The following is a 17,785-nucleotide window of genomic DNA, read 5'->3' on the forward strand; positions in this document are numbered from 1 at the left end:
AGAAGCCGGTTTTTCGATTGCTTTCTAAAAATTGCTTTTTTGCGCGAATTTTCTCGAAAAACCTGCTTCATCGCACAGATACGCAACATTCCGCATCGAAGGGCATTCGATGAATCTTCATCAAATCGTCATATTTTTGCCATATCCCGTCGGTGGCACGGGACATTCCAGCAACCTCTGCGCAGGCGGCGACCCCGGTGGTCACTCGCCCAGGTAGGCGGCCCGCACGCGCGGATCGCTGAGCAGGGTCTGGCCGGGCCCGGTCATGGTGATCAGGCCGGATTCCATCACATAGCCGCGATCGGCCAGCGCCAGCGCACGGCTGGCGTTCTGCTCGACCAGCACCAGCGTCACGCCCAGTGCATGCACATCGCGCACCACCTCGAAGATCTTGTCCACCATGATGGGCGACAGGCCCATGGAGGGCTCGTCCAGCAGCAGCACCTTGGGCTGGCTCATCAGCGCGCGCGCCATGGCCAGCATCTGCTGCTCGCCACCCGACATGGTGCCGGCCAGCTGGTCGCGGCGCTCCTTCAGGCGCGGGAAGATGCCGAACATGCGCTCGATGTCGGCGGCAATGCCGGCCTTGTCGTTGCGCGTGTAGGCGCCCATGAGCAGGTTCTCGGTGATGGTCATGCGCGCGAACACGCCGCGCCCCTCCGGCACCATGACCAGGCCCTGGGCCACCAGATCCCAGGCGCCCACGTTGCGGATGCTGCGGCCCAGGTAGTGCACGTCGCCATCCGCCATCTGCAGGCTGCGCGTGACGGCCTTCATGGTCGTGGTCTTGCCCGCCCCGTTGGAGCCGATCAGCGAGACCAGCTCGCCCTGGCGGACCTCGAAGTCCACGCCCTTGACGGCCTGTATGCCCCCATAGGCCACCTTCAGTCCCTGGACCTTCAACAGCACCGGCGCGGACACGCCCTTGTCTTGCACTTGCTCACCCATGGTTCAGTGTCCTCCGGTGCCCAGATAGGCTTCGATCACCTTGTCGTTCTTCTGCACCTCGGCCGGCGTGCCTTCGGCGATGGGCTTGCCATAGTCCAGCACGGTGACGCGATCGCACAGGCCCATGACCAGCTTCACGTCGTGCTCGATCAGCAAGATGGTGCGCTGGTCCCGGCGAATGCGGTCGATCAGCTCGCGCAGCTGCACCTTCTCGGTGGCGTTCATGCCGGCGGCAGGCTCGTCCAGCGCGATCAGTTGCGGGTCGGTGGCCAGCGCCCGCGCGATCTCCAGGCGGCGCTGGTCGCCGTAGCTCAGCGTACGGGCCTTGAAGTCGGCGTATTTGGAAATCCCCACGTAGTCCAGCAGTTCGCGGGCCCGCGCGCGTATCGCGGCTTCCTCGGCCTTGAAGCCGGGCGTGCGGAACACCGCGCCGATCAGGCCCGAATGCGTGCGCACATGGCGCCCGACCATCACGTTCTCCAGCGCAGTCATCTCGGCAAACAGCCGGATGTTCTGGAAGGTGCGCGCAATGCCGGCCTTGGCCACCTTGTGCACGGCCGAGGGCTCGTAGGCCTTGCCGGCCAGCTCGAAGCTGCCGCTGTCGGGCGTGTACAGGCCCGTGATCACGTTGAAGAAAGTGGTCTTGCCCGCGCCGTTGGGACCGATCAGGCCGTAGACCTGGCCACGGCCAATGGTCATGCCCACATCGGACAGGGCCTGCAGTCCGCCAAAGCGCTTGGAAATGCCCGAAACCCTGAGCACCGGGGAGGTAGAGCCGTTGTCTGCCGTGTTCGCCATCTGCGTTGTCTCCATGCTCAGGACTGGTGCGGCAGGTTCTTGCCATGCTCGGGCGACGGCCACAGGCCGCGCGGACGCATCAGCATGATGACGATCATGGCCAGCGCGATCAGCAACTGGCGCAGGATGGAGGCGTCAAGCCGCCCGTCGGTCATCTGCTGCAAGGGACCGGCCACATAGCGCAGCACCTCGGGCAGGGCCGACAGCAGCACCGCCCCCAGGATCACGCCCGGCAAATGGCCCAGGCCGCCGAGCACCACCATGGCCACGATCATGATGGACTCCATGAGGCTGAACGACTCGGGCGAGACGAAGCCCTGGAAGGCCGCGAACATGGCGCCCGAGACACCACCGAAGGAAGCGCCCATGCCGAAGGCCAGCAGCTTCATGTTGCGCGTGTTGATGCCCATGGCCTTGGCGGCGATCTCGTCCTCTCGGATGGCCATCCAGGCACGGCCGATGCGCGAGTCCTGCAGGCGCCAGCAGATCACGATGCTGACGAGCACCAGGAAGAGGAACAGGTAGTAGTACAGCGTGACCGAGCTGATGTCGTAGCCGAAGATCTCCTGGCGCTTGGCCAGGTCCAGGCCCAAAATCTTCACCGAGTCGATCTGGCCTATGCCCTTGGGGCCGTTGGTGATGTTGACCGGCTGGTCCAGGTTGTTCATGAAGATGCGGATGATCTCGCCGAAGCCCAGCGTGACGATGGCCAGGTAGTCCCCGCGCAGCTTGAGCACCGGGATGCCCAGCAGTATTCCCGTGATGCCCGCCAGCAGCGCCGCCAGCGGTATCACCAGCCAGATGGAGGTATGCAGCCCGTCAGGGAACATGGCGGCAAAGCCCTCGAAGGTATCCGCCAGATGCGGCGAGGCCATCAGCGCAAACATGTAGGCGCCCACGGCATAGAAGGCCACGTAGCCCAGGTCCAGCAGGCCTGCATAGCCCACCACCACGTTCAGGCCCAGTGCCAGCAGCACATAGAGCAGGGCCAGGTCGGCGATGCGCACCCAGGCATTGCCGAAGTACTGCAGCACCAGCGGCAGCACCATCAGCGCCAGGCCGCCCAGAATCCATTGCACGGTCTTCTTGCTGTTCATGCGGGTCTCCTCAGGCGCGGTCGGCCACACGCTCACCCAGCAGGCCCGAGGGGCGCAGCGTCAGGATGATGATGAGCACGATGAAGGCGAAGATGTCGGTGTAGTGGCTGCCCAATACGCCGCCCGTGAGGTCGCCGATGTAGCCCGAGCCAATGGACTCGATCAGCCCCAGCAGCATGGCGCCGACCACGGCGCCGGCCAGGTTGCCGATGCCGCCGAACACGGCCGCCGTGAAGGCCTTGAGCCCCGGCAGAAAGCCCATGGTGTGGTGGGCCGTGCCGTAGTTGGAGGCGTACATGATGCCCGCGATGGCCGCCAGCACGGCGCCGATGATGAAGGTGGCCGAGATCACCACGTCGGGCTTGACGCCCATCAAGGCCGCCACGCGCGGATTCTCGGCCGTGGCCCGCATGGCGCGCCCGAGCTTGGTGTAGTTGACCAGATAGGTCAGCGATGCCAGCGCAATCGCCGTGACCACCAGCACCAGGATCTGGGTGGGCGTGATCACCGCCGTGCCGATCTCGAAGGGCGTGCTCGGCAGCAGCGTGGGATAGGCCTTGTAGTTGGGCTTCCAGATGATCATGGCCAGCGTCTGCAGCAGCAGCGAGACGCCGATGGCCGTGATCAGCGGCGCCAGGCGCGGGCTGCTGCGCAGGCGGCGGTAGGCCACTTTCTCGATCACGAAATTCAGTGCCGCGGCCACCACGCAGGCGATCACGGTCGCCAGCAGCAGGATCAGCCAGCCCGGCGCACCGGGCATGGCCTCCTGCATCAGGCCTATGCAGCTCCAGCTGGTCAGCGCGCCGACCATGAGCACCTCGCCATGGGCGAAGTTGATGAGCTGGATGATGCCGTACACCATGGTGTAGCCCAGGGCGATCAGGGCGTACATGCTGCCCAGGACCAATCCGTTGATGACCTGCTGAAGCAGTATGTCCATATGCGCTCTCCCCTTTAGTCCAGGATGGAGACATTCAGCGTGCCTCGCATCCAAACGAACGGAGCCAGCAATGCCATGGTGGTGGAAGCTCTCCCGCCGCATCCTGGCTTGTGGCCCGGAAACCGCAGGGGATTGGCGATTCTAGGCACCCCCCGGTGGCCTGCAACGCCTTGTTGCAGGGGGGTTTTCCGAGGCTTTACAAGCCAAACGCTCTTATGTAGCACTGCAGCAATTTGCCGTAGCCAGCATGAACTCCTACCATCAACGGCAGTGCCGCCAGCCCGCGGTGGCCACGGAGAACCCCGATGAAATACCACGGCAGCTGCCACTGCGGCGGCATCGCTTTCGATGTGGAAGGCGAACTCACGCAGGCCATGGCCTGCAACTGCTCCATCTGCGCGCGCAAGGGCGCCCTCATGTGGTTCGTGCCCCGCGAACAACTGCAACTGAGCACGCCCGAGGAGCAGATGCGCACCTACACCTTCCACCGGCACCTGATCCAGCACCGCTTCTGCCCTACCTGCGGCATCCATCCGTTCGGCGAGGCCATCGATCCCCAGGGCCGGCACATGGCGGCCGTCAACGTGCGCTGCCTGGAAGGCGTGGACCCCGAGGCGCTGCGCATCACGCGCTACGACGGGCGATCGGCCTGAGGCTGGCTTCAGGCCCGCAGCGCTTGTTCCTCCACATCGCGCAGGCGGTCCTTGCCGAAGTAGATCTCGTCGCCAACAAAAAAGGTGGGCGATCCGAAAGCGCCACGGTGGAAGGCCTGCTCGGTATTTGCCAGCAGCCGGGCCTTGACTTCGGGCGTCTGGCTTGCGGCGATCAGGGCTGGGGCGTCCAGGCCCGCCCCGGACAGCTCGGTGCCGATCACCTGGGCGTCGTCCATCTTGCAGCCCTTCTCCCACATGCTGGAGAACACCGCATCCACATAACGCTCGAAGCAGCCCAGGCCCTGCGCCGCCACGGCCCCGCGCATGATCTGCAGGGTGTTGACGGGAAAGTGCGGATTCATCCGGAAGCGCGTGAGCCCATGCCTTTGCACGAAACGCTGCAGCTCCAGCGCCTCATAGGCGCGCTTGTTGGGAATATCGGCATTCGCCTCGGCCGGTGAGCGGTTGTTGGCCAGCTTGAACAGGCCGCCCAGCAGGACCGGCACATAGTCGAAGCGGATGCCGCTGCGCGCCTCGATTGCGGGGATGACCTGGTGGCAGAGATAGGCGTTGGGGCTGCCGAAGTCGAAGAGAAATTGCACGTTGGGTTTCATGGCACGGCCTGCATCAAATGGGATGGAGCATCGAAGCGAACTGGCTGAAGGGGCTGAAGGGGCGGAAATGGCTGAAGGGCCTACCAGGACTCCATCCAGGGACGGATTTCGGTTTCATGCGTCCAGGCGTCGCGCGGCTGCTGGTGCAGTTGCCAGTAGAGGTCGGCGATGTGGTCGGGATTGAGGATGCCGTCCTGCTGCTTGAGGGCATAGCGATCGGGAAAGTTGGTCCGGATGAACTCCGTGTCGATGGCGCCGTCGATCACGGGGTGGGCCACATGGATGCCCTTGGGCCAGAGCTCGCGCGCCATGCTCTGGGCCAGCGCACGCAGGCCATGCTTGGCACCGGCAAACGCGGCAAAGCCCTCGCGCCCGCGCAGGCTGGCGGTGGCGCCCGTGAAGATGATGGTGCCCCGGCCGCGCGGCAGCATCACCCTGGCCGCCTCCCGCCCCATCAGGAAACCGGCGAAGCAGGCCATCTCCCAGACCTTGAAGTAGACGCGCGCCGTGGTCTCGGTGATGCCGAAGCGCACGTTGGCGCCGATGTTGAAGACGGCGACCTCGATGGGTGCGATCTCGGCCTCGATCTTCTGCACCAGGGCCACCATTTCCTCTTCCTTGCGCGCGTCGCTGCCAAAACCATGGGCCTGGCCACCGGCGGCGCGGATCTGTTCGACCAGGGGCTGGAGCTTGTCCGCGTCGCGGCGCGTGACGCAGGCGATATAGCCTTCGCGCGCAAAACGCCGGGCGATGGCGCCGCCCGTGGCGTCGCCAGCGCCGATCACGAGAATGGCTTTCTTGTCGGTCATGGGATCTCCGTGGATGATTGGTCAGTTCATTTTTTGAACTAAATGCACGGTAGGTTTAAAATCAGAACCCGTCAAGCGGGGAACTGCCCAATGAAATGGAACGAACTGGAAGAGGAGCGCTGCTCCATCGCACGCACGGTCTCGGTCATCGGCGACCGCTGGACACTGCTGGTGCTGCGCGACTGCTTTCTGGGAGTGCGCCGCTTCGATGAATTCCTGGGACGCCTGGGCATTTCACGCCCCATGCTGTCGGACAGGCTGGCCAGGCTGGTCGAGGCAGGCGTGCTCAAGAAGGTGGCCTACCAGGAGGCGCCGGTACGGTACGAGTACCGTCTCACGCCCAAGGGACTGGACCTGCATCCGGTGGTCATGGCCATCGTGCACTGGGGTGATGTACACATGTCCGGCGAGGAAGGCCGGCCCTTGCTGCACCGCCATACGGTGTGCGGCCATACGTTCGACCCCCTGGTCGTCTGCTCGGAGTGCCTCGCCCCCCTGCACGCGCGGGACGTGGCGGTGGAGCCCGGCCCGGGCGCCTAGCCCCGGCACCGGCCTGCCCTCACCGGCTTCGGCTATGCGCCGCCAGCCTCTTCGTCCCACTTGCGCAGCACGGCCAGCTTCTCGCCGATCTTGATCTCCAGGCCCCGGGGCACGGGCTGGTACCAGCCCGGCTCCGCAATGCCTTCGGGCAGATAGGTCTCGCCGGCCGCATAGGCGTTGGGCTCGTCGTGCGCGTAGCGGTATTCATGGCCGTAGCCCAGCTCCTTCATGAGCTTGGTGGGCGCGTTGCGCAAGTGCACGGGCACCTCGCGGCTCCTGTCCTGCTTCACGAAGGCCCGGGCCTTGTTGTAGGCGTTGTAGCCAGCGTTGCTCTTGGCGGCCATGGCCAGGTAGATGACGGCCTGGCCCAGCGCCAGTTCGCCCTCGGGGCTGCCCAGGCGCTCATAGGTCAGGGCCGCGTCGTTGGCGATCTGCATGGCACGCGGATCGGCCAGGCCGATATCCTCCCAGGCCATGCGCACGATGCGCCGCGACAGGTAGCGCGCATCGGCGCCGCCATCGAGCATGCGCGTGAGCCAGTACAGCGCCGCATCGGGATGGGAGCCGCGCACGGACTTGTGCAGGGCCGAGATCTGGTCGTAGAAGTTGTCGCCGCCCTTGTCGAAGCGCCTGGCATTCAAGGTCAGCGCGTTCTGCACGAACTCGGCATCGATCCGCGTGACGCCCGCAGCGCCGGCCGCCGTCTGGCATTGCTCCAGCAGGTTCAGGAAGCGCCGGGCATCGCCATCGGCATAGCCGACGATGGTGTCCCGCGCCAGGTCGTCGAACTCCAGGCCGCCCAGGGCCTTTTCCTGAGCCCGCAGCAGCAGTTGCCTGAGTTCATCGTCGGTCAGGGACTGCAGCACATAGACCTGCGCGCGCGACAGCAGGGCCGAGTTCACCTCGAAGGAAGGGTTTTCCGTGGTGGCACCGATGAAGGTGACCAGCCCGCTTTCCGCATAGGGCAGCAGCGCATCCTGCTGGGACTTGTTGAAGCGGTGGATCTCGTCCACGAAGAGGATGGTGTGCCGGCCCATGGCCAGGTTCTGCTGCGCCTGCTCCATGGCCGCGCGGATGTCCTTGACCCCGGAGAACACCGCCGACAGCGCAATGAACTCGCACTTGAAGGCCGTGGCCGTGAGCCGGGCCAGCGTGGTCTTGCCCACGCCGGGCGGCCCCCAGAAGATCATGGAATGCGGCTTGCCTGACTGGAAGGCCAGGCGCAGCGGCTTGCCCTCGCCCAGCAGATGGGACTGGCCCACGACCTCGTCCAGGGTCTTGGGCCGCAGGGCTTCGGCCAGTGGTGCGGAGGGCTCCTGGGTGAACAGATCAGCCATGGGCCAGCTCCGTCGCCGGCAGCGCCGCGCAGAAGGCGTTCGGCAGCCCGTGTGCCGGATTCGCTGCCGAGGGGAACAGATGCAGTTGCAAAACCATGACGCCATTGTCCACGCCATGGCGGCAGCGGGTGCGCCAGCCCCTGATGCCTGTACCTGGTTGCGGGGGATGAAGCCATGGATCGCCAGCTGGGATCCTGGCCATCGCCTGAAGGCATGTCACTCACATGACATGAATGTTTTGCATGCACCTCATCAAGAGCAATCACTGACATTTTTCACCCGCTTCGGGCCGCCGCCCTAAAATGCTGCCCTTTGCGGAGCCGGCCGCGCGGCATGCGCGGCCATCGGGCCTGCGCCATTGCTGCCCCATCCGCTCCGCGCCTCCCACCGTTTCCGGAACTGCCTGCCATGCGGCAAGGCGGGACCTTTTCATTTCTGCATCCATGCAAACACTCAAGACCCGGGACCTTATCGCCCTAGGCTTCATGACCTTTGCGCTGTTCCTCGGCGCGGGCAACATCATCTTTCCGCCCATGGTCGGCCAGGGCGCCGGCGAGCACGCGGCCGCTGCGGCCACGGGCTTTCTGCTCACGGGCGTGGGCCTGCCGTTGCTCACCGTGGTGGCGCTGGCGCGCGTGGGCGGCGGGCTCGATGCGCTGACCTCGCCCGTGGGCCGCAAGGCAGGCATGGTGCTGGGCCTGCTGATCTATCTCATCCTCGGCCCGCTGTTTGCCACGCCGCGCACGGCCACCGTGTCGTTCGAGATGGGCTTTGCGCCCTTCGTGGGCCACAGCAGCACTGCGCTGTTCATCTACTCGGCGGTGTACTTTATGCTGGTCATGGGCCTGTCCCTGTTCCCCGGCAAGCTGATCGACACCATCGGCAAGCTGATCACGCCCGTGCTGATCCTGGCCCTGGTGGTGCTGGGTGCTGCCGCCGTGCTGCTGCCGGCCGGTGCCGCCACCAGCGCCAGCGGCGACTATCTGGTCGCGCCCCTGACCGAAGGGTTTCTGGAGGGCTACCAGACCATGGACGCGCTGGGCGCCCTGGCCTTCGGCATCGTCATCGTCAACGCCATCCGGGACCGGGGCATCTCCCACACCGGGCTGCAGACGCGCTACGCCATCATCGCGGGCGTGATCGCGGCCGTGGGCCTGGGTCTGGTGTATCTGTCGCTGATCCATCTGGGCGCCACCAGCCAGTCCATCGCCCCGCAGGCGCAGACCGGCGTGCTCATCCTCACGCGCTACGTGGATCACACCTTCGGCCCCATCGGCAGCCTGCTGCTGGCCGTGGTGATTTCCCTGGCCTGCCTGACCACGGCCGTGGGCCTGGTCAGCGCCTGTGGCGCCTACTTCAGCGAGATGCTGCGCCTGCCCTACCGCGCGGTGGTGGTGGCCATTGGGCTGGCGTGCATCCTGGTGTCCAACCAGGGCCTGGCCCAGCTGATCGCCCTGTCCGGCCCCGTGCTGGTGGGCATTTATCCGCTGGCCATCGCCCTGGTGGTGTTGAGCCTGCTGTCAGGCCTGTGGCGCAATGCGCAGCGCGTGTTCGCGCCGGTGCTGGCCGTGGCGCTGGTGTTCGGTCTTGTCGATGCCGCCAAGGCGGCCGGCTGGCAGGACTGGCTGCCGGCCTTCCTGAACAGCTTGCCGGGCAACGGCATGGGCTGGGCCCTGCCCGTGGCAGCCACCCTGGTGCTGGCGGCGCTCCACGACCGGCTGCGCCCGGCCCCGGCCAACGCGTTCAGGCCGTCCTGAAACGCGCCATGAGTTCCACCAGCTGATGGGCCTGCTTGCGCAGGCTCTCGGCGGCCGAACTGGTCTGCTCCACCAGGGCGGCGTTCTGCTGGGTCCCTTCCTCGATGCGGACGATGGCGCTGTTGACGTGGCTCACGCCCGCGCTCTGTTCGCCGCTGGAGTGGCTGATGGCGCCGATCATGCGCGAGACCTTGGCAATCACCTCCTGCACCGAGGCCATGGTCGCACCCGCGCTGTCCACCTCCTCGGCCCCCAGGGCCACGCGCTGGGCGTTGGCCTGGATCAGCTCACGGATTTCCCGCGCAGCGCCCGAGCTGCGCTGGGCCAGCGTGCGGACCTCGGCGGCGACCACGGCAAAGCCCCGGCCCTGTTCTCCGGCCCGCGCGGCCTCCACGGCCGCATTGAGCGCAAGAATATTGGTCTGGAACGCGATGCCGTCGATCACCTCGATGATGCTGACCACGCGCTCGGACGCATCCTGGATGCTGCGCATGGTGCCCACGACGGCCGAGATGGCATCGCCACCGCGCGTGGCGATGTCGCTGGCGGAAGAAGCCAGCAGGTTGGCCTTCTCTGCGTGATCGGCATTGCCGCGCACGGTGGAGTCGAGCTGGTCCATGGACGAAGCCGTCATCTGCAGGGCCGATGCCTGTTGCTCGGTGCGCTGGGCCAGGTCGCTGTTGCCCGCCGCGATCTGCGAGCTGGCGGATGCCACCTGCTCCGCATTGCCGCGCACTTCCACGACGATGCTGCGCAGCTGCTCCTGCATGGCGCCCAGCGCCCGCAGCAGCTGGCCCAGCTCGTCTGGCCCGCCGCTCGCTATGGCATTGGTCAGATGGCCCTGGGCCACCTTCTCGGCCAGCTGGACCGCGCTGCGCAACGGTGCCACCACGGCACGTGTGATGAGCCAGCCAATGGCCACGCCGGCCACGGCCGCCACCAGCATCAGCACCAGGCTCAGCTCCGTGGCGTGCTTGCCGCTGCTGTAGGCATCGTCGGCCACCGCCTTGCTCTGCGCCGCAATGCCGGCCTTGAGCTGGGAGAGCATCTCGGCCGGCTCGCGGTCCACGCCGCGCACGGCCATGTCGCCTACTGAGGGGTCGAAGCCCGTGGCCTCGAATTTGTCCAGCCCCACGCGGTAGCCTTCGGCCATCTTGCGGTGCTGCGCCACAAAGCCCTGGGCGATCTCGCGCAGGGAGGCATCGTCCACCAGGGCCAGCAAGGCAGCGGTCTTGTCCTGCACGGCGCGCTCATCGGCCAGAAAGCCCTTCCAGTGCTGCTCGCGCAGCGCGTTGTCCGAGCCGCGCAGCAGCACGTTCTTCCATTCCTGGACCTGGGTTTTGAAGTGGCCTTCCACCTCGGCGGCGAGGCGTTCCGCCGCCATGTGGCGCTGGACATCGCCGTGAAAGACGCCTAGGGATCGATGGGCCGACCAGAGTCCGAAGAATCCGGCAGCGAGGGTGAATAGCAGCGCCATGGCAATGGCGAGCGGCAACTTGCGACTGAGGTTCATAAAGGCATGCGAGAGCCGGCCAGCATGTCCTCGGAGGGACGTCGAAACAATCGCTGGCCGCAGGCCGCCATTGTCTCGACGATATTAGGCAAAACCATTACAAAACCTCACAAACTGCGCACTGCAGCTGTGACAGGCCTGAAGGGTTGCCCCGCGCGGCAGCGCGGCTTACTGCTTGAGCACGTCGGCGCCCGCTGGCACCTTGAAATCGAAAGTCGAGGCCGGCAGGGACGCCTGGGTCTGCAACTGGTTGAAGCGGATCAGCGAACGCTGGCCAAAGCTGTCCAGGATGTCCAACGCCGAAAGCTGGCCATCGGCCGCAAAGCCCACGCGCACGCTCTTGAGCTGGCCGTTCTTGTCCTTGGGGCTGGCCTGGACCCATTGCAGGCCATCCTGCTCGGGCGCGGACTGCAGATCGAAGTCGGCGCTCAACGCCTTGAGATCGTTGGCCGACGCCAGGATGGCGGCCGGCGTGCTGCCCAGGGCCTGGGCCTGGGGGCGCTGCGTGACCTGGTTGAGGTCGGCGTCATAAAGCCACAGTGTCTTGCCGTCGGCGACGATGGTCTGCTCGAACGGCTTGGTGTAGACGAACCTGAACTTGCCGGGACGCTGGAATTCGAACTGGCCGCTGGAGTTCTTGGTGCGTGGCGGCTGGCCATCCTTGGACGGGGCCGTGACGGCCTGGGTGAATTCGGCGCGGCCGGCCTGGGAATTCTTCATGAAGGCTTCCAGGCTCTTGAGGCCATCGGCCCACGAGGCCGTCGCGCTTGCCGCGATCACAACTGCAGTCAACAGACGTTTCATTCTTTCTCCATGATTGCGGGGAAGCGGGCTCATTCCCCGGCGCGCGCGGGCACCAGCACTTCGCGCTGCCCGCTGGCCGTGAGACCGCTGACGAGGCCCGCCTTTTCCATATCTTCCAGCAGGCGCGCCGATCGGTTGTAACCAATCCTGAGCTTGCGCTGCACATACGAGATGCTGGCCTTGCGGTCCTTGAGGACCACTTCCACGGCCTGGTCGTACATGGGGTCCTTCTCGCCGTTGCCGCCATCGCCGGACTCCGAGCCGAACTCGCTGTCGCCCTCGGCCGTGCCGCCTTCGAGCACGCCTTCGATGTAGTCGGCCTCGCCCTGCTCCTTGAGGTAGCCCACCACGCGGTGCACTTCCTCGTCCGACACGAAGGCGCCGTGCACGCGCACGGGCAGGCCCGTGCCGCTGGCCATGTAGAGCATGTCGCCCATGCCCAGCAGGGATTCGGCGCCCATCTGGTCAAGCACGGTGCGGCTGTCGATCTTGCTGCTGACCTGAAAGGCGATGCGCGTGGGGATGTTGGCCTTGATCAGGCCGGTGATCACGTCCACGCTGGGGCGCTGGGTGGCCAGGATCAGGTGGATGCCGGCCGCGCGGGCCTTCTGGGCCAGGCGCGCGATCAGCTCCTCGATCTTCTTGCCGACCACCATCATCAGGTCGGCCAGCTCGTCGATGACGATGACGATGTGCGGCAGGCGCTGCAGCGGCTCGGGCTCCTCGGGCGTGAGGCTGAAGGGGTTGGGAATGGATTCCTCGCGCGCCTTGGCCTCGTCGATCTTGGCGTTGTAGCCCGCCAGATTGCGCACGCCCAGCTTGCTCATGAGCTTGTAGCGGCGCTCCATCTCGGCCACGCACCAGTTCAGGCCATTGGCGGCCTGCTTCATGTCGGTGACCACGGGGCACAGCAGGTGAGGAATGCCTTCGTAGACCGACATTTCCAGCATCTTGGGGTCGATCATCAGCAGGCGCACATCGCGGGCCTCGGCCTTGTACAGCAGCGACAGGATCATGGCGTTGATCCCCACCGACTTGCCCGAACCCGTGGTGCCGGCCACCAGCACGTGCGGCATCTTGGCCAGATCGGCCACGACCGGATTGCCCACGATGTCCTTACCCAGGCCCATGGTCAGCATGCTCTTGGCGTCGTGGTAGACCTGCGAGCCCAGCACCTCGGACAGGCGGATGGACTGGCGCTTGGCATTGGGCAGCTCCAGCGCCATGAAATTCTTGCCGGGAATCGTCTCGATCACGCGGATGGACACCAGGGACAGCGAGCGCGCCAGATCCTTGGCCAGGTTCACGATCTGCGAGCCCTTGACGCCCGTGGCCGGCTCGATCTCGTAGCGGGTGATCACGGGGCCGGGCATGGCGGCGACCACATGCACATCGACACCAAAGTCCTTGAGGCGCTTTTCGATCAGCCGGCTGGTCATCTCCAGCGTCTCGGGCGAGACGCTTTCCTGGCGCTGCTGCGCCGCATCGAGCAGATCCACCTGGGGCAGCTTGCTGTCGGGCAGTTCGGAGAACAGGGGCTTCTGGCGCTCCTTGACCACGCGCACGCTGGGTAGCGCAGCCTCCTGGAGCACGGGTTCGATGATCTGCACGGGCTGCGGGTGCTGCACGGCGCTTTCCGTGCGCTCTTCCTGCACCACTTCCTCGCGCTCGCGCGCAGCGCGGCGGCCTGCGGCTTCGTCCCGGGCCTTTTCACGGCGCGCAAAAAGAAAGAGCACCCAGCCGTCCAGGCGTGCGCCCATGGACTCGGCCAGATGGCCCCAGGAAAAGCGGAACACCATGGCCAGGCCGATCACGGCCACGCAAATGCCGATCAGGCCCGAGCCCATGAAGCCCAGCCACTGCAGGCTGTGGTACCCCAGCATGTAGCCGAAGACGCCGCCGGCCGGGCCGGGCAGAACGCTCTCGAAGCGGTACAGGCGCGTCCACTCCAGTGCGCAGCTCGCACCCAGCAGCAGCAGCAGCCCACCCCAAAAGCGCAGGCGTCGGCGCCACAGGGGCGGCAGTGGCACACCGTCGCGCGGCACGCCGCCGCGCAGCCAGCGCGCAAAGGAAGACAGCCAGGTCTGCAGCGAGGCCAGCACCAGCCACCAGACCGACATGCCGAAACCGAAATAGCAGGCGTCGGCCAGCCAGGCTCCGACGCGGCCCATCCAGTTGGCGACCAGGCGCGCGTGTCCCGCCCCGGAGGTGGACCACGCTGGATCCTGGGGCGAGTAGCTGAGCATGGAGGCAAGCCAGAACACCAGGGCCAGCAGCCCCGCCAGCAGCAGCATTTCGTGGCCGAAGCGCGCCACCATGCCGGGGCGCGCCGCAGACCTGGATTTGCCCTTGGCGGATGTGGAAGCGTTCAGAGCGTTCAATGAGTAAGTCATACGCAGGCGGGAGCTTACCCCAGCCCCCTCGGACTGGCCGCAAAAACAGCCAGGGCGACCCGCAAGCGTAATGCAAGCACTTGCAACAGAGCATGACACCGCCGCATGACGGCGCCACGTCGATCATTTTTGACAATCCGGGCCATTGATCCATATGGCAACGGGAACCTGACTGCGGAGCGATACTCCACAGCTGTTCCCGATGTATCTTTTTTTTCTGCACGCCGGCTGCCGGCGTGCGCCTTTTTCAAGAACTGCATCCATGTCTTCTACCCAACACGCCAAAGTCCTGATCCTCGGCTCCGGCCCTGCCGGCTACACGGCCGCCATCTATGCCGCGCGCGCCAACCTCAACCCGCTGCTGGTGACTGGCATGGCCCAGGGCGGCCAGCTGATGACGACGACCGAGGTGGACAACTGGCCTGCAGACGTGAACGGCGTGCAGGGCCCCGAGCTGATGCAGCGTTTTCTGGAGCACGCAGAGCGCTTCAAGACCCAGGTGGTGTTCGACCACATCCACAGCGTCGATTTCTCCAAGCGCCCCTTCACGCTGACCGGCGATTCCGGCACCTATACCTGCGACAGCCTGATCATCGCCACCGGCGCCTCGGCCAAGTACCTGGGCCTGCCTTCCGAAGAGGCCTTCATGGGCCGCGGTGTCTCCGGCTGCGCCACCTGCGACGGTTTCTTCTACCGTGAGCAGCCCGTGTGCGTGGTCGGCGGCGGCAACACGGCCGTCGAGGAAGCCCTGTACCTGTCCAACATCGCCAGCAAGGTCACCCTGGTGCACCGCCGCGACAAGTTCAAGGCCGAGCCCATCCTCGTGGACAAGCTCATGGACAAGGTCCGGGCCGGCAAGATCGAGCTCAAGACCCACTTCGTGCTCGAAGAGGTGCTGGGCGACCAGTCCGGCGTGACCGGCATCCGCATCAAGAGCACCCAGGACGGCCATGCCGAGGACATCCAGCTGCAGGGCTGCTTCATCGCCATCGGCCATGCGCCCAATACCGAGATCTTCAAGGGCCACCTGGAGATGGACGAGACCGGCTACATCATCACCCAGGGCGGCCTCAAGGGCTTTGCCACGCAGACCAGCGTGCCCGGCGTGTTCGCGGCCGGCGACGTGCAGGACCATGTCTACCGCCAGGCCATCACCAGCGCCGGCACGGGCTGCATGGCCGCGCTGGACGCCCAGCGCTTCCTCGAACAGGAATAAGCAGGACGCCACCCTGCCCCGCCCTGCTCTCCAGCAGGGCGGCAAAAGCCCCTGGCTGCAGCCGTGTTTGGCTGGCCCAGGGGCTTTTCTCATGGAGACGCTATAATCCGTGGCTTTGCTGAATTTGAAGCGCGCCTTGCTTGCATGGCCAGGACACTTTCAGCATGGGGTTACCGCCACCCTTTATGGCGAGGTGAGGTTGCCGGCAAGCCATGCAGCAAATGCAGGGCATCAGCGTCGGCGGCTGTACAACTATCGGAGTGTCCTCATGGCACGCGTATGTGAAGTAACGGGCAAGAAGCCCATGGTGGGAAACAACGTTTCCCACGCCAACAACAAGACCAAGCGTCGTTTCCTGCCCAACCTGCAATACCGCCGTTTCTGGGTTGAGAGCGAAAACCGTTGGGTGCGCCTGCGCGTTTCCAGCGCTGCTCTGCGCCTGATCGACAAGAACGGTATCGACTCCGTGCTCGCAGACCTGCGTGCCCGTGGCCAAGCCTAAATCCCTCAAGGAGAAACACCATGGCTGCTAAAGGCGGACGCGAAAAGATCAAGCTGGAATCCACTGCAGGAACCGGCCACTTCTACACCACGACCAAGAACAAGAAGACAATGCCCGAGAAGATGGCGATCATGAAGTTTGATCCCAAGGCTCGCAAGCACGTCACGTACAAGGAAATCAAGCTGAAGTAATTCAGCCTGTTCCCGGTACCGACAAAAAACCGCCCGGCGCAAGCCCGGCGGTTTTTTTGCGTCCGCTTTGTGTTGGCTTTGTGCCCGCTTTGCGTCCGTTTTACGTCTGTTTTTCGCCTGTCACCCACTGCGCGCCGGCTGACCCAGCTGCGCACAGGCCATGGCACCCAGCTCGCGGCAGGCCTGCTCGATCACGGCATCCACCGGCAGGGTGCAGCCCAGGCGCATGCAGTGCTCGTAGCGCCCCGAGTTCGAGAACATGCTGCCCGGCGCCGTGCGGATGCCGCGCGCCAGCGCCTGCGTGAACAGCGCGGACGTGGACACGCCAGCCGGAAACTCCAGCCACAGGCTGAGCCCGCCGGGCGGCAGGCTCAGCCGCGTGCCCAGCGGGAAAAACCGCGCCACCAGCTGCGCCATGCCTTCACGCTGGCGCCGCAACTGCTGCTTGAGGCGCTGCAGATTGCGCAGATGCGCGGGCGAGCCCACGCAGGCGGCCGCCAGCAACTGGGCCAGGGTCTGGGTGCCCCGGCTGCGCGCGAACTTGAGCATCTGCACCCGCCCATGCCACTGGCCAGCGTTCATCCAGCCCTGGCGCAGGCCCGGCGCCATGCTCTTGTTGAAGGCCTCGCAATAGATGACATGGCCCGGCAGGCGATCCCAGGCCTTGATGGGGCGCACGGGCTGGCTGCTTTCCACGAACAGTCCATAGGAGTCGTCCTCGATCAATGCCACGCCGTGGGCACCGCACAGATCGACCAGCCTGGCCTTGTGCTCATCGGGAATGCGCGTACCCAGCGGCATCTGCAGCTCGGGCACGACCACCACGGCCTTCAGGCGCGGCTGGGTCTGCAGGGCCAGCTCCAGCGCCTCGATGGACAGGCCGGTGCGCGGGCTGCAGGGAATCTCCAGCGCCTGCATCTGCAAGGACTCCACCACCTGCAGCAGGCCGTAGTAGGTCGGCGACTCCACGGCCACCACGTCGCCGGGCGAGGCCACGGCGGCCAGCGCCAGGCTCACGGCCTCGGAATTGCCCGTGGTCGCCAGCACATCGGCCGGTGCCACATGGATGCCCGCCGCCAACGCGCGCCGCGCCATGGCGCGCTGGAAATCGGGGTGACTGCCCATCATGGAGCGCCCCAGCACCAACAGGTCGGGCTGCTCGCGCAGCAGCCGGGCGGCGGCCTGGTTCAGGTAGCCGCGATCGAACAGTTCGGGCGGCGGCGTGGCACCGCCCAGGTCCACGCGCACGTCGGCCTGGCGGCCGCGCTCCAGCATCAGGGAAATGTGTTCATTGATGCCTGCGAAGTGCGGCTGCGGCAGCGGTTGCACCGGCTGGCTCAGGTCGGGCTCGCTGGCCGGGGCCAGGCCTGCAGGCCGGGCATCGCGCACGAAGTAGCCCACGCGCGGGCGGGCTTCGAGCTGGCCCAGGTCCTCCAGATGCCGCAGCGTCTGCAGCGCCGTGGACAGGCTGACCTCATGGCGGCGCATCAGCTCGCGCACGGAAGGCATGCGCTCGCCCGCCTTGAGCGTGCCCAGTTCCATGGCCAGGCTGTAGTCGGCCGCCAGGCGGCGGTACAGGGTCGGAGAGGCGCTTGCAAGGGTCATGGAGCAGATGGAGAACGAATCGGGGACGAGAGGACTTGCCCGCGATCTTGCCGCAATGCGCTGTTACG

At 65.8% G+C, this 17,785-nt stretch carries 17 protein-coding genes; 6 read left to right on the forward strand and 11 right to left on the reverse strand.

Annotation, left to right across the window (positions count from 1 at the left end; translation table 11 throughout):
- Nucleotides 1–201: 201 nt before the first annotated feature.
- Genes DACI_RS27065 through DACI_RS27080 form a run of 4 tightly spaced genes read right to left on the reverse strand, consistent with a single transcriptional unit; the run spans nt 202 to nt 3,783 of the window.
- A complete protein-coding gene (locus DACI_RS27065; RefSeq protein ID WP_012207149.1) occupies nt 202–948 on the reverse strand; it encodes an ABC transporter ATP-binding protein in 747 nt (248 codons plus the stop codon).
- A 3-nt stretch (nt 949–951) separates the two neighbouring features.
- A complete protein-coding gene (locus tag DACI_RS27070; RefSeq protein ID WP_012207150.1) occupies nt 952–1,746 on the reverse strand; it encodes an ABC transporter ATP-binding protein in 795 nt (264 codons plus the stop codon).
- A 17-nt stretch (nt 1,747–1,763) separates the two neighbouring features.
- On the reverse strand, nt 1,764–2,843 hold the full coding sequence (locus tag DACI_RS27075) for an ABC transporter permease subunit (RefSeq protein WP_012207151.1): 1,080 nt from the start codon (nt 2,841–2,843) through the stop codon (nt 1,764–1,766).
- A gap of 10 nt (nt 2,844–2,853) precedes the next feature.
- Nucleotides 2,854–3,783, reverse strand: a complete 930-nt coding sequence (locus DACI_RS27080) for a branched-chain amino acid ABC transporter permease (protein ID WP_012207152.1) — start codon at nt 3,781–3,783, stop codon at nt 2,854–2,856.
- Between the two features lie 305 nt (nt 3,784–4,088).
- Between DACI_RS27080 and DACI_RS27085 the strand changes: the two genes are divergently transcribed.
- Nucleotides 4,089–4,436 (forward strand): GFA family protein, encoded by a 348-nt coding sequence (locus tag DACI_RS27085; protein WP_012207153.1) that lies wholly within the window; start codon nt 4,089–4,091, stop codon nt 4,434–4,436.
- An 8-nt stretch (nt 4,437–4,444) separates the two neighbouring features.
- Here the strand turns inward: DACI_RS27085 and DACI_RS27090 are convergent, their stop codons facing one another.
- Both DACI_RS27090 and DACI_RS27095 read right to left on the reverse strand, forming a co-directional pair.
- Nucleotides 4,445–5,050 (reverse strand): 2-hydroxychromene-2-carboxylate isomerase, encoded by a 606-nt coding sequence (locus DACI_RS27090; RefSeq protein WP_012207154.1) that lies wholly within the window; start codon nt 5,048–5,050, stop codon nt 4,445–4,447.
- Between the two features lie 80 nt (nt 5,051–5,130).
- Nucleotides 5,131–5,859: an SDR family oxidoreductase gene (locus DACI_RS27095; RefSeq protein ID WP_012207155.1), complete on the reverse strand. Its 729-nt coding sequence runs from the start codon at nt 5,857–5,859 to the stop codon at nt 5,131–5,133.
- A gap of 90 nt (nt 5,860–5,949) precedes the next feature.
- On the opposite strand from DACI_RS27095, the gene DACI_RS27100 reads away from it, so the two are divergent.
- On the forward strand, nt 5,950–6,399 hold the full coding sequence (locus DACI_RS27100; RefSeq protein WP_012207156.1) for a winged helix-turn-helix transcriptional regulator: 450 nt from the start codon (nt 5,950–5,952) through the stop codon (nt 6,397–6,399).
- Between the two features lie 32 nt (nt 6,400–6,431).
- Here DACI_RS27100 and DACI_RS27105 read toward each other — a convergent pair whose 3' ends face one another.
- Complete coding sequence (locus DACI_RS27105; RefSeq protein ID WP_012207157.1) at nt 6,432–7,736, reverse strand: replication-associated recombination protein A; 1,305 nt, start codon at nt 7,734–7,736, stop codon at nt 6,432–6,434.
- 443 nt (nt 7,737–8,179) lie between these two features.
- On the opposite strand from DACI_RS27105, the gene brnQ reads away from it, so the two are divergent.
- The gene (gene brnQ, locus DACI_RS27110) at nt 8,180–9,493 is read left to right on the forward strand and encodes a branched-chain amino acid transport system II carrier protein (protein WP_012207158.1); all 1,314 of its coding nucleotides are present in this window, start codon (nt 8,180–8,182) and stop codon (nt 9,491–9,493) included.
- Here the strand turns inward: brnQ and DACI_RS27115 are convergent.
- From DACI_RS27115 to DACI_RS27125, 3 genes are all read right to left on the reverse strand, one after another.
- Nucleotides 9,480–11,006, reverse strand: coding sequence for a methyl-accepting chemotaxis protein (locus tag DACI_RS27115; protein WP_012207159.1), 1,527 nt, complete (start codon nt 11,004–11,006; stop codon nt 9,480–9,482). The genes brnQ and DACI_RS27115 overlap by 14 nt on opposite strands.
- 168 nt (nt 11,007–11,174) lie before the next feature.
- Nucleotides 11,175–11,810, reverse strand: a complete 636-nt coding sequence (gene lolA, locus DACI_RS27120; RefSeq protein ID WP_012207160.1) for an outer membrane lipoprotein chaperone LolA — start codon at nt 11,808–11,810, stop codon at nt 11,175–11,177.
- Between the two features lie 29 nt (nt 11,811–11,839).
- Nucleotides 11,840–14,203: a DNA translocase FtsK gene (locus DACI_RS27125; RefSeq protein WP_012207161.1), complete on the reverse strand. Its 2,364-nt coding sequence runs from the start codon at nt 14,201–14,203 to the stop codon at nt 11,840–11,842.
- Between the two features lie 262 nt (nt 14,204–14,465).
- Here DACI_RS27125 and trxB point away from each other — a divergent pair, with 262 nt between their 5' ends.
- The 3 genes from trxB to rpmG all read left to right on the forward strand — a co-directional run bounded on the left by trxB (nt 14,466) and on the right by rpmG (nt 16,112).
- Entirely contained in the window at nt 14,466–15,419 is a 954-nt protein-coding gene (trxB, locus tag DACI_RS27130) for a thioredoxin-disulfide reductase (RefSeq protein WP_034396780.1), read from the forward strand.
- 268 nt (nt 15,420–15,687) lie between these two features.
- Nucleotides 15,688–15,921 carry a 50S ribosomal protein L28 gene (gene rpmB / locus DACI_RS27135; RefSeq protein ID WP_012207163.1) on the forward strand — a complete coding sequence of 78 codons (234 nt, stop codon included), beginning with the start codon at nt 15,688–15,690 and terminating at the stop codon, nt 15,919–15,921.
- Between the two features lie 20 nt (nt 15,922–15,941).
- On the forward strand, nt 15,942–16,112 hold the full coding sequence (rpmG, locus tag DACI_RS27140; protein WP_012207164.1) for a 50S ribosomal protein L33: 171 nt from the start codon (nt 15,942–15,944) through the stop codon (nt 16,110–16,112).
- A gap of 120 nt (nt 16,113–16,232) precedes the next feature.
- Here rpmG and DACI_RS27145 read toward each other — a convergent pair whose 3' ends face one another.
- A complete protein-coding gene (locus DACI_RS27145) occupies nt 16,233–17,717 on the reverse strand; it encodes an aminotransferase-like domain-containing protein (protein ID WP_012207165.1) in 1,485 nt (494 codons plus the stop codon).
- Nucleotides 17,718–17,785: the final 68 nt, after the last annotated feature.

The organism is Delftia acidovorans SPH-1 (genome assembly GCF_000018665.1).
Taxonomy (GTDB): Bacteria; Pseudomonadota; Gammaproteobacteria; order Burkholderiales; family Burkholderiaceae_C; genus Comamonas; species Comamonas acidovorans.

Bases quoted from the DNA above. Each gene is read 5' to 3' on its own strand.
- rpmB (WP_012207163.1), top strand. From the start codon at position 15,688: ATGGCACGCGTATGTGAAGTAACGGGCAAGAAGCCCATGGTGGGAAAC.
- DACI_RS27080 (WP_012207152.1), bottom strand. From the start codon at position 3,783: ATGGACATACTGCTTCAGCAGGTCATCAACGGATTGGTCCTGGGCAGC.
- DACI_RS27105 (WP_012207157.1), bottom strand. From the start codon at position 7,736: ATGGCTGATCTGTTCACCCAGGAGCCCTCCGCACCACTGGCCGAAGCC.
- DACI_RS27075 (WP_012207151.1), bottom strand. From the start codon at position 2,843: ATGAACAGCAAGAAGACCGTGCAATGGATTCTGGGCGGCCTGGCGCTG.
- DACI_RS27145 (WP_012207165.1), bottom strand. From the start codon at position 17,717: ATGACCCTTGCAAGCGCCTCTCCGACCCTGTACCGCCGCCTGGCGGCC.
- DACI_RS27125 (WP_012207161.1), bottom strand. From the start codon at position 14,203: ATGACTTACTCATTGAACGCTCTGAACGCTTCCACATCCGCCAAGGGC.
- DACI_RS27095 (WP_012207155.1), bottom strand. From the start codon at position 5,859: ATGACCGACAAGAAAGCCATTCTCGTGATCGGCGCTGGCGACGCCACG.
- rpmG (WP_012207164.1), top strand. From the start codon at position 15,942: ATGGCTGCTAAAGGCGGACGCGAAAAGATCAAGCTGGAATCCACTGCA.
- DACI_RS27100 (WP_012207156.1), top strand. From the start codon at position 5,950: ATGAAATGGAACGAACTGGAAGAGGAGCGCTGCTCCATCGCACGCACG.
- DACI_RS27065 (WP_012207149.1), bottom strand. From the start codon at position 948: ATGGGTGAGCAAGTGCAAGACAAGGGCGTGTCCGCGCCGGTGCTGTTG.
- DACI_RS27115 (WP_012207159.1), bottom strand. From the start codon at position 11,006: ATGAACCTCAGTCGCAAGTTGCCGCTCGCCATTGCCATGGCGCTGCTA.
- brnQ (WP_012207158.1), top strand. From the start codon at position 8,180: ATGCAAACACTCAAGACCCGGGACCTTATCGCCCTAGGCTTCATGACC.
- DACI_RS27090 (WP_012207154.1), bottom strand. From the start codon at position 5,050: ATGAAACCCAACGTGCAATTTCTCTTCGACTTCGGCAGCCCCAACGCC.
- trxB (WP_034396780.1), top strand. From the start codon at position 14,466: ATGTCTTCTACCCAACACGCCAAAGTCCTGATCCTCGGCTCCGGCCCT.
- lolA (WP_012207160.1), bottom strand. From the start codon at position 11,810: ATGAAACGTCTGTTGACTGCAGTTGTGATCGCGGCAAGCGCGACGGCC.
- DACI_RS27070 (WP_012207150.1), bottom strand. From the start codon at position 1,746: ATGGCGAACACGGCAGACAACGGCTCTACCTCCCCGGTGCTCAGGGTT.
- DACI_RS27085 (WP_012207153.1), top strand. From the start codon at position 4,089: ATGAAATACCACGGCAGCTGCCACTGCGGCGGCATCGCTTTCGATGTG.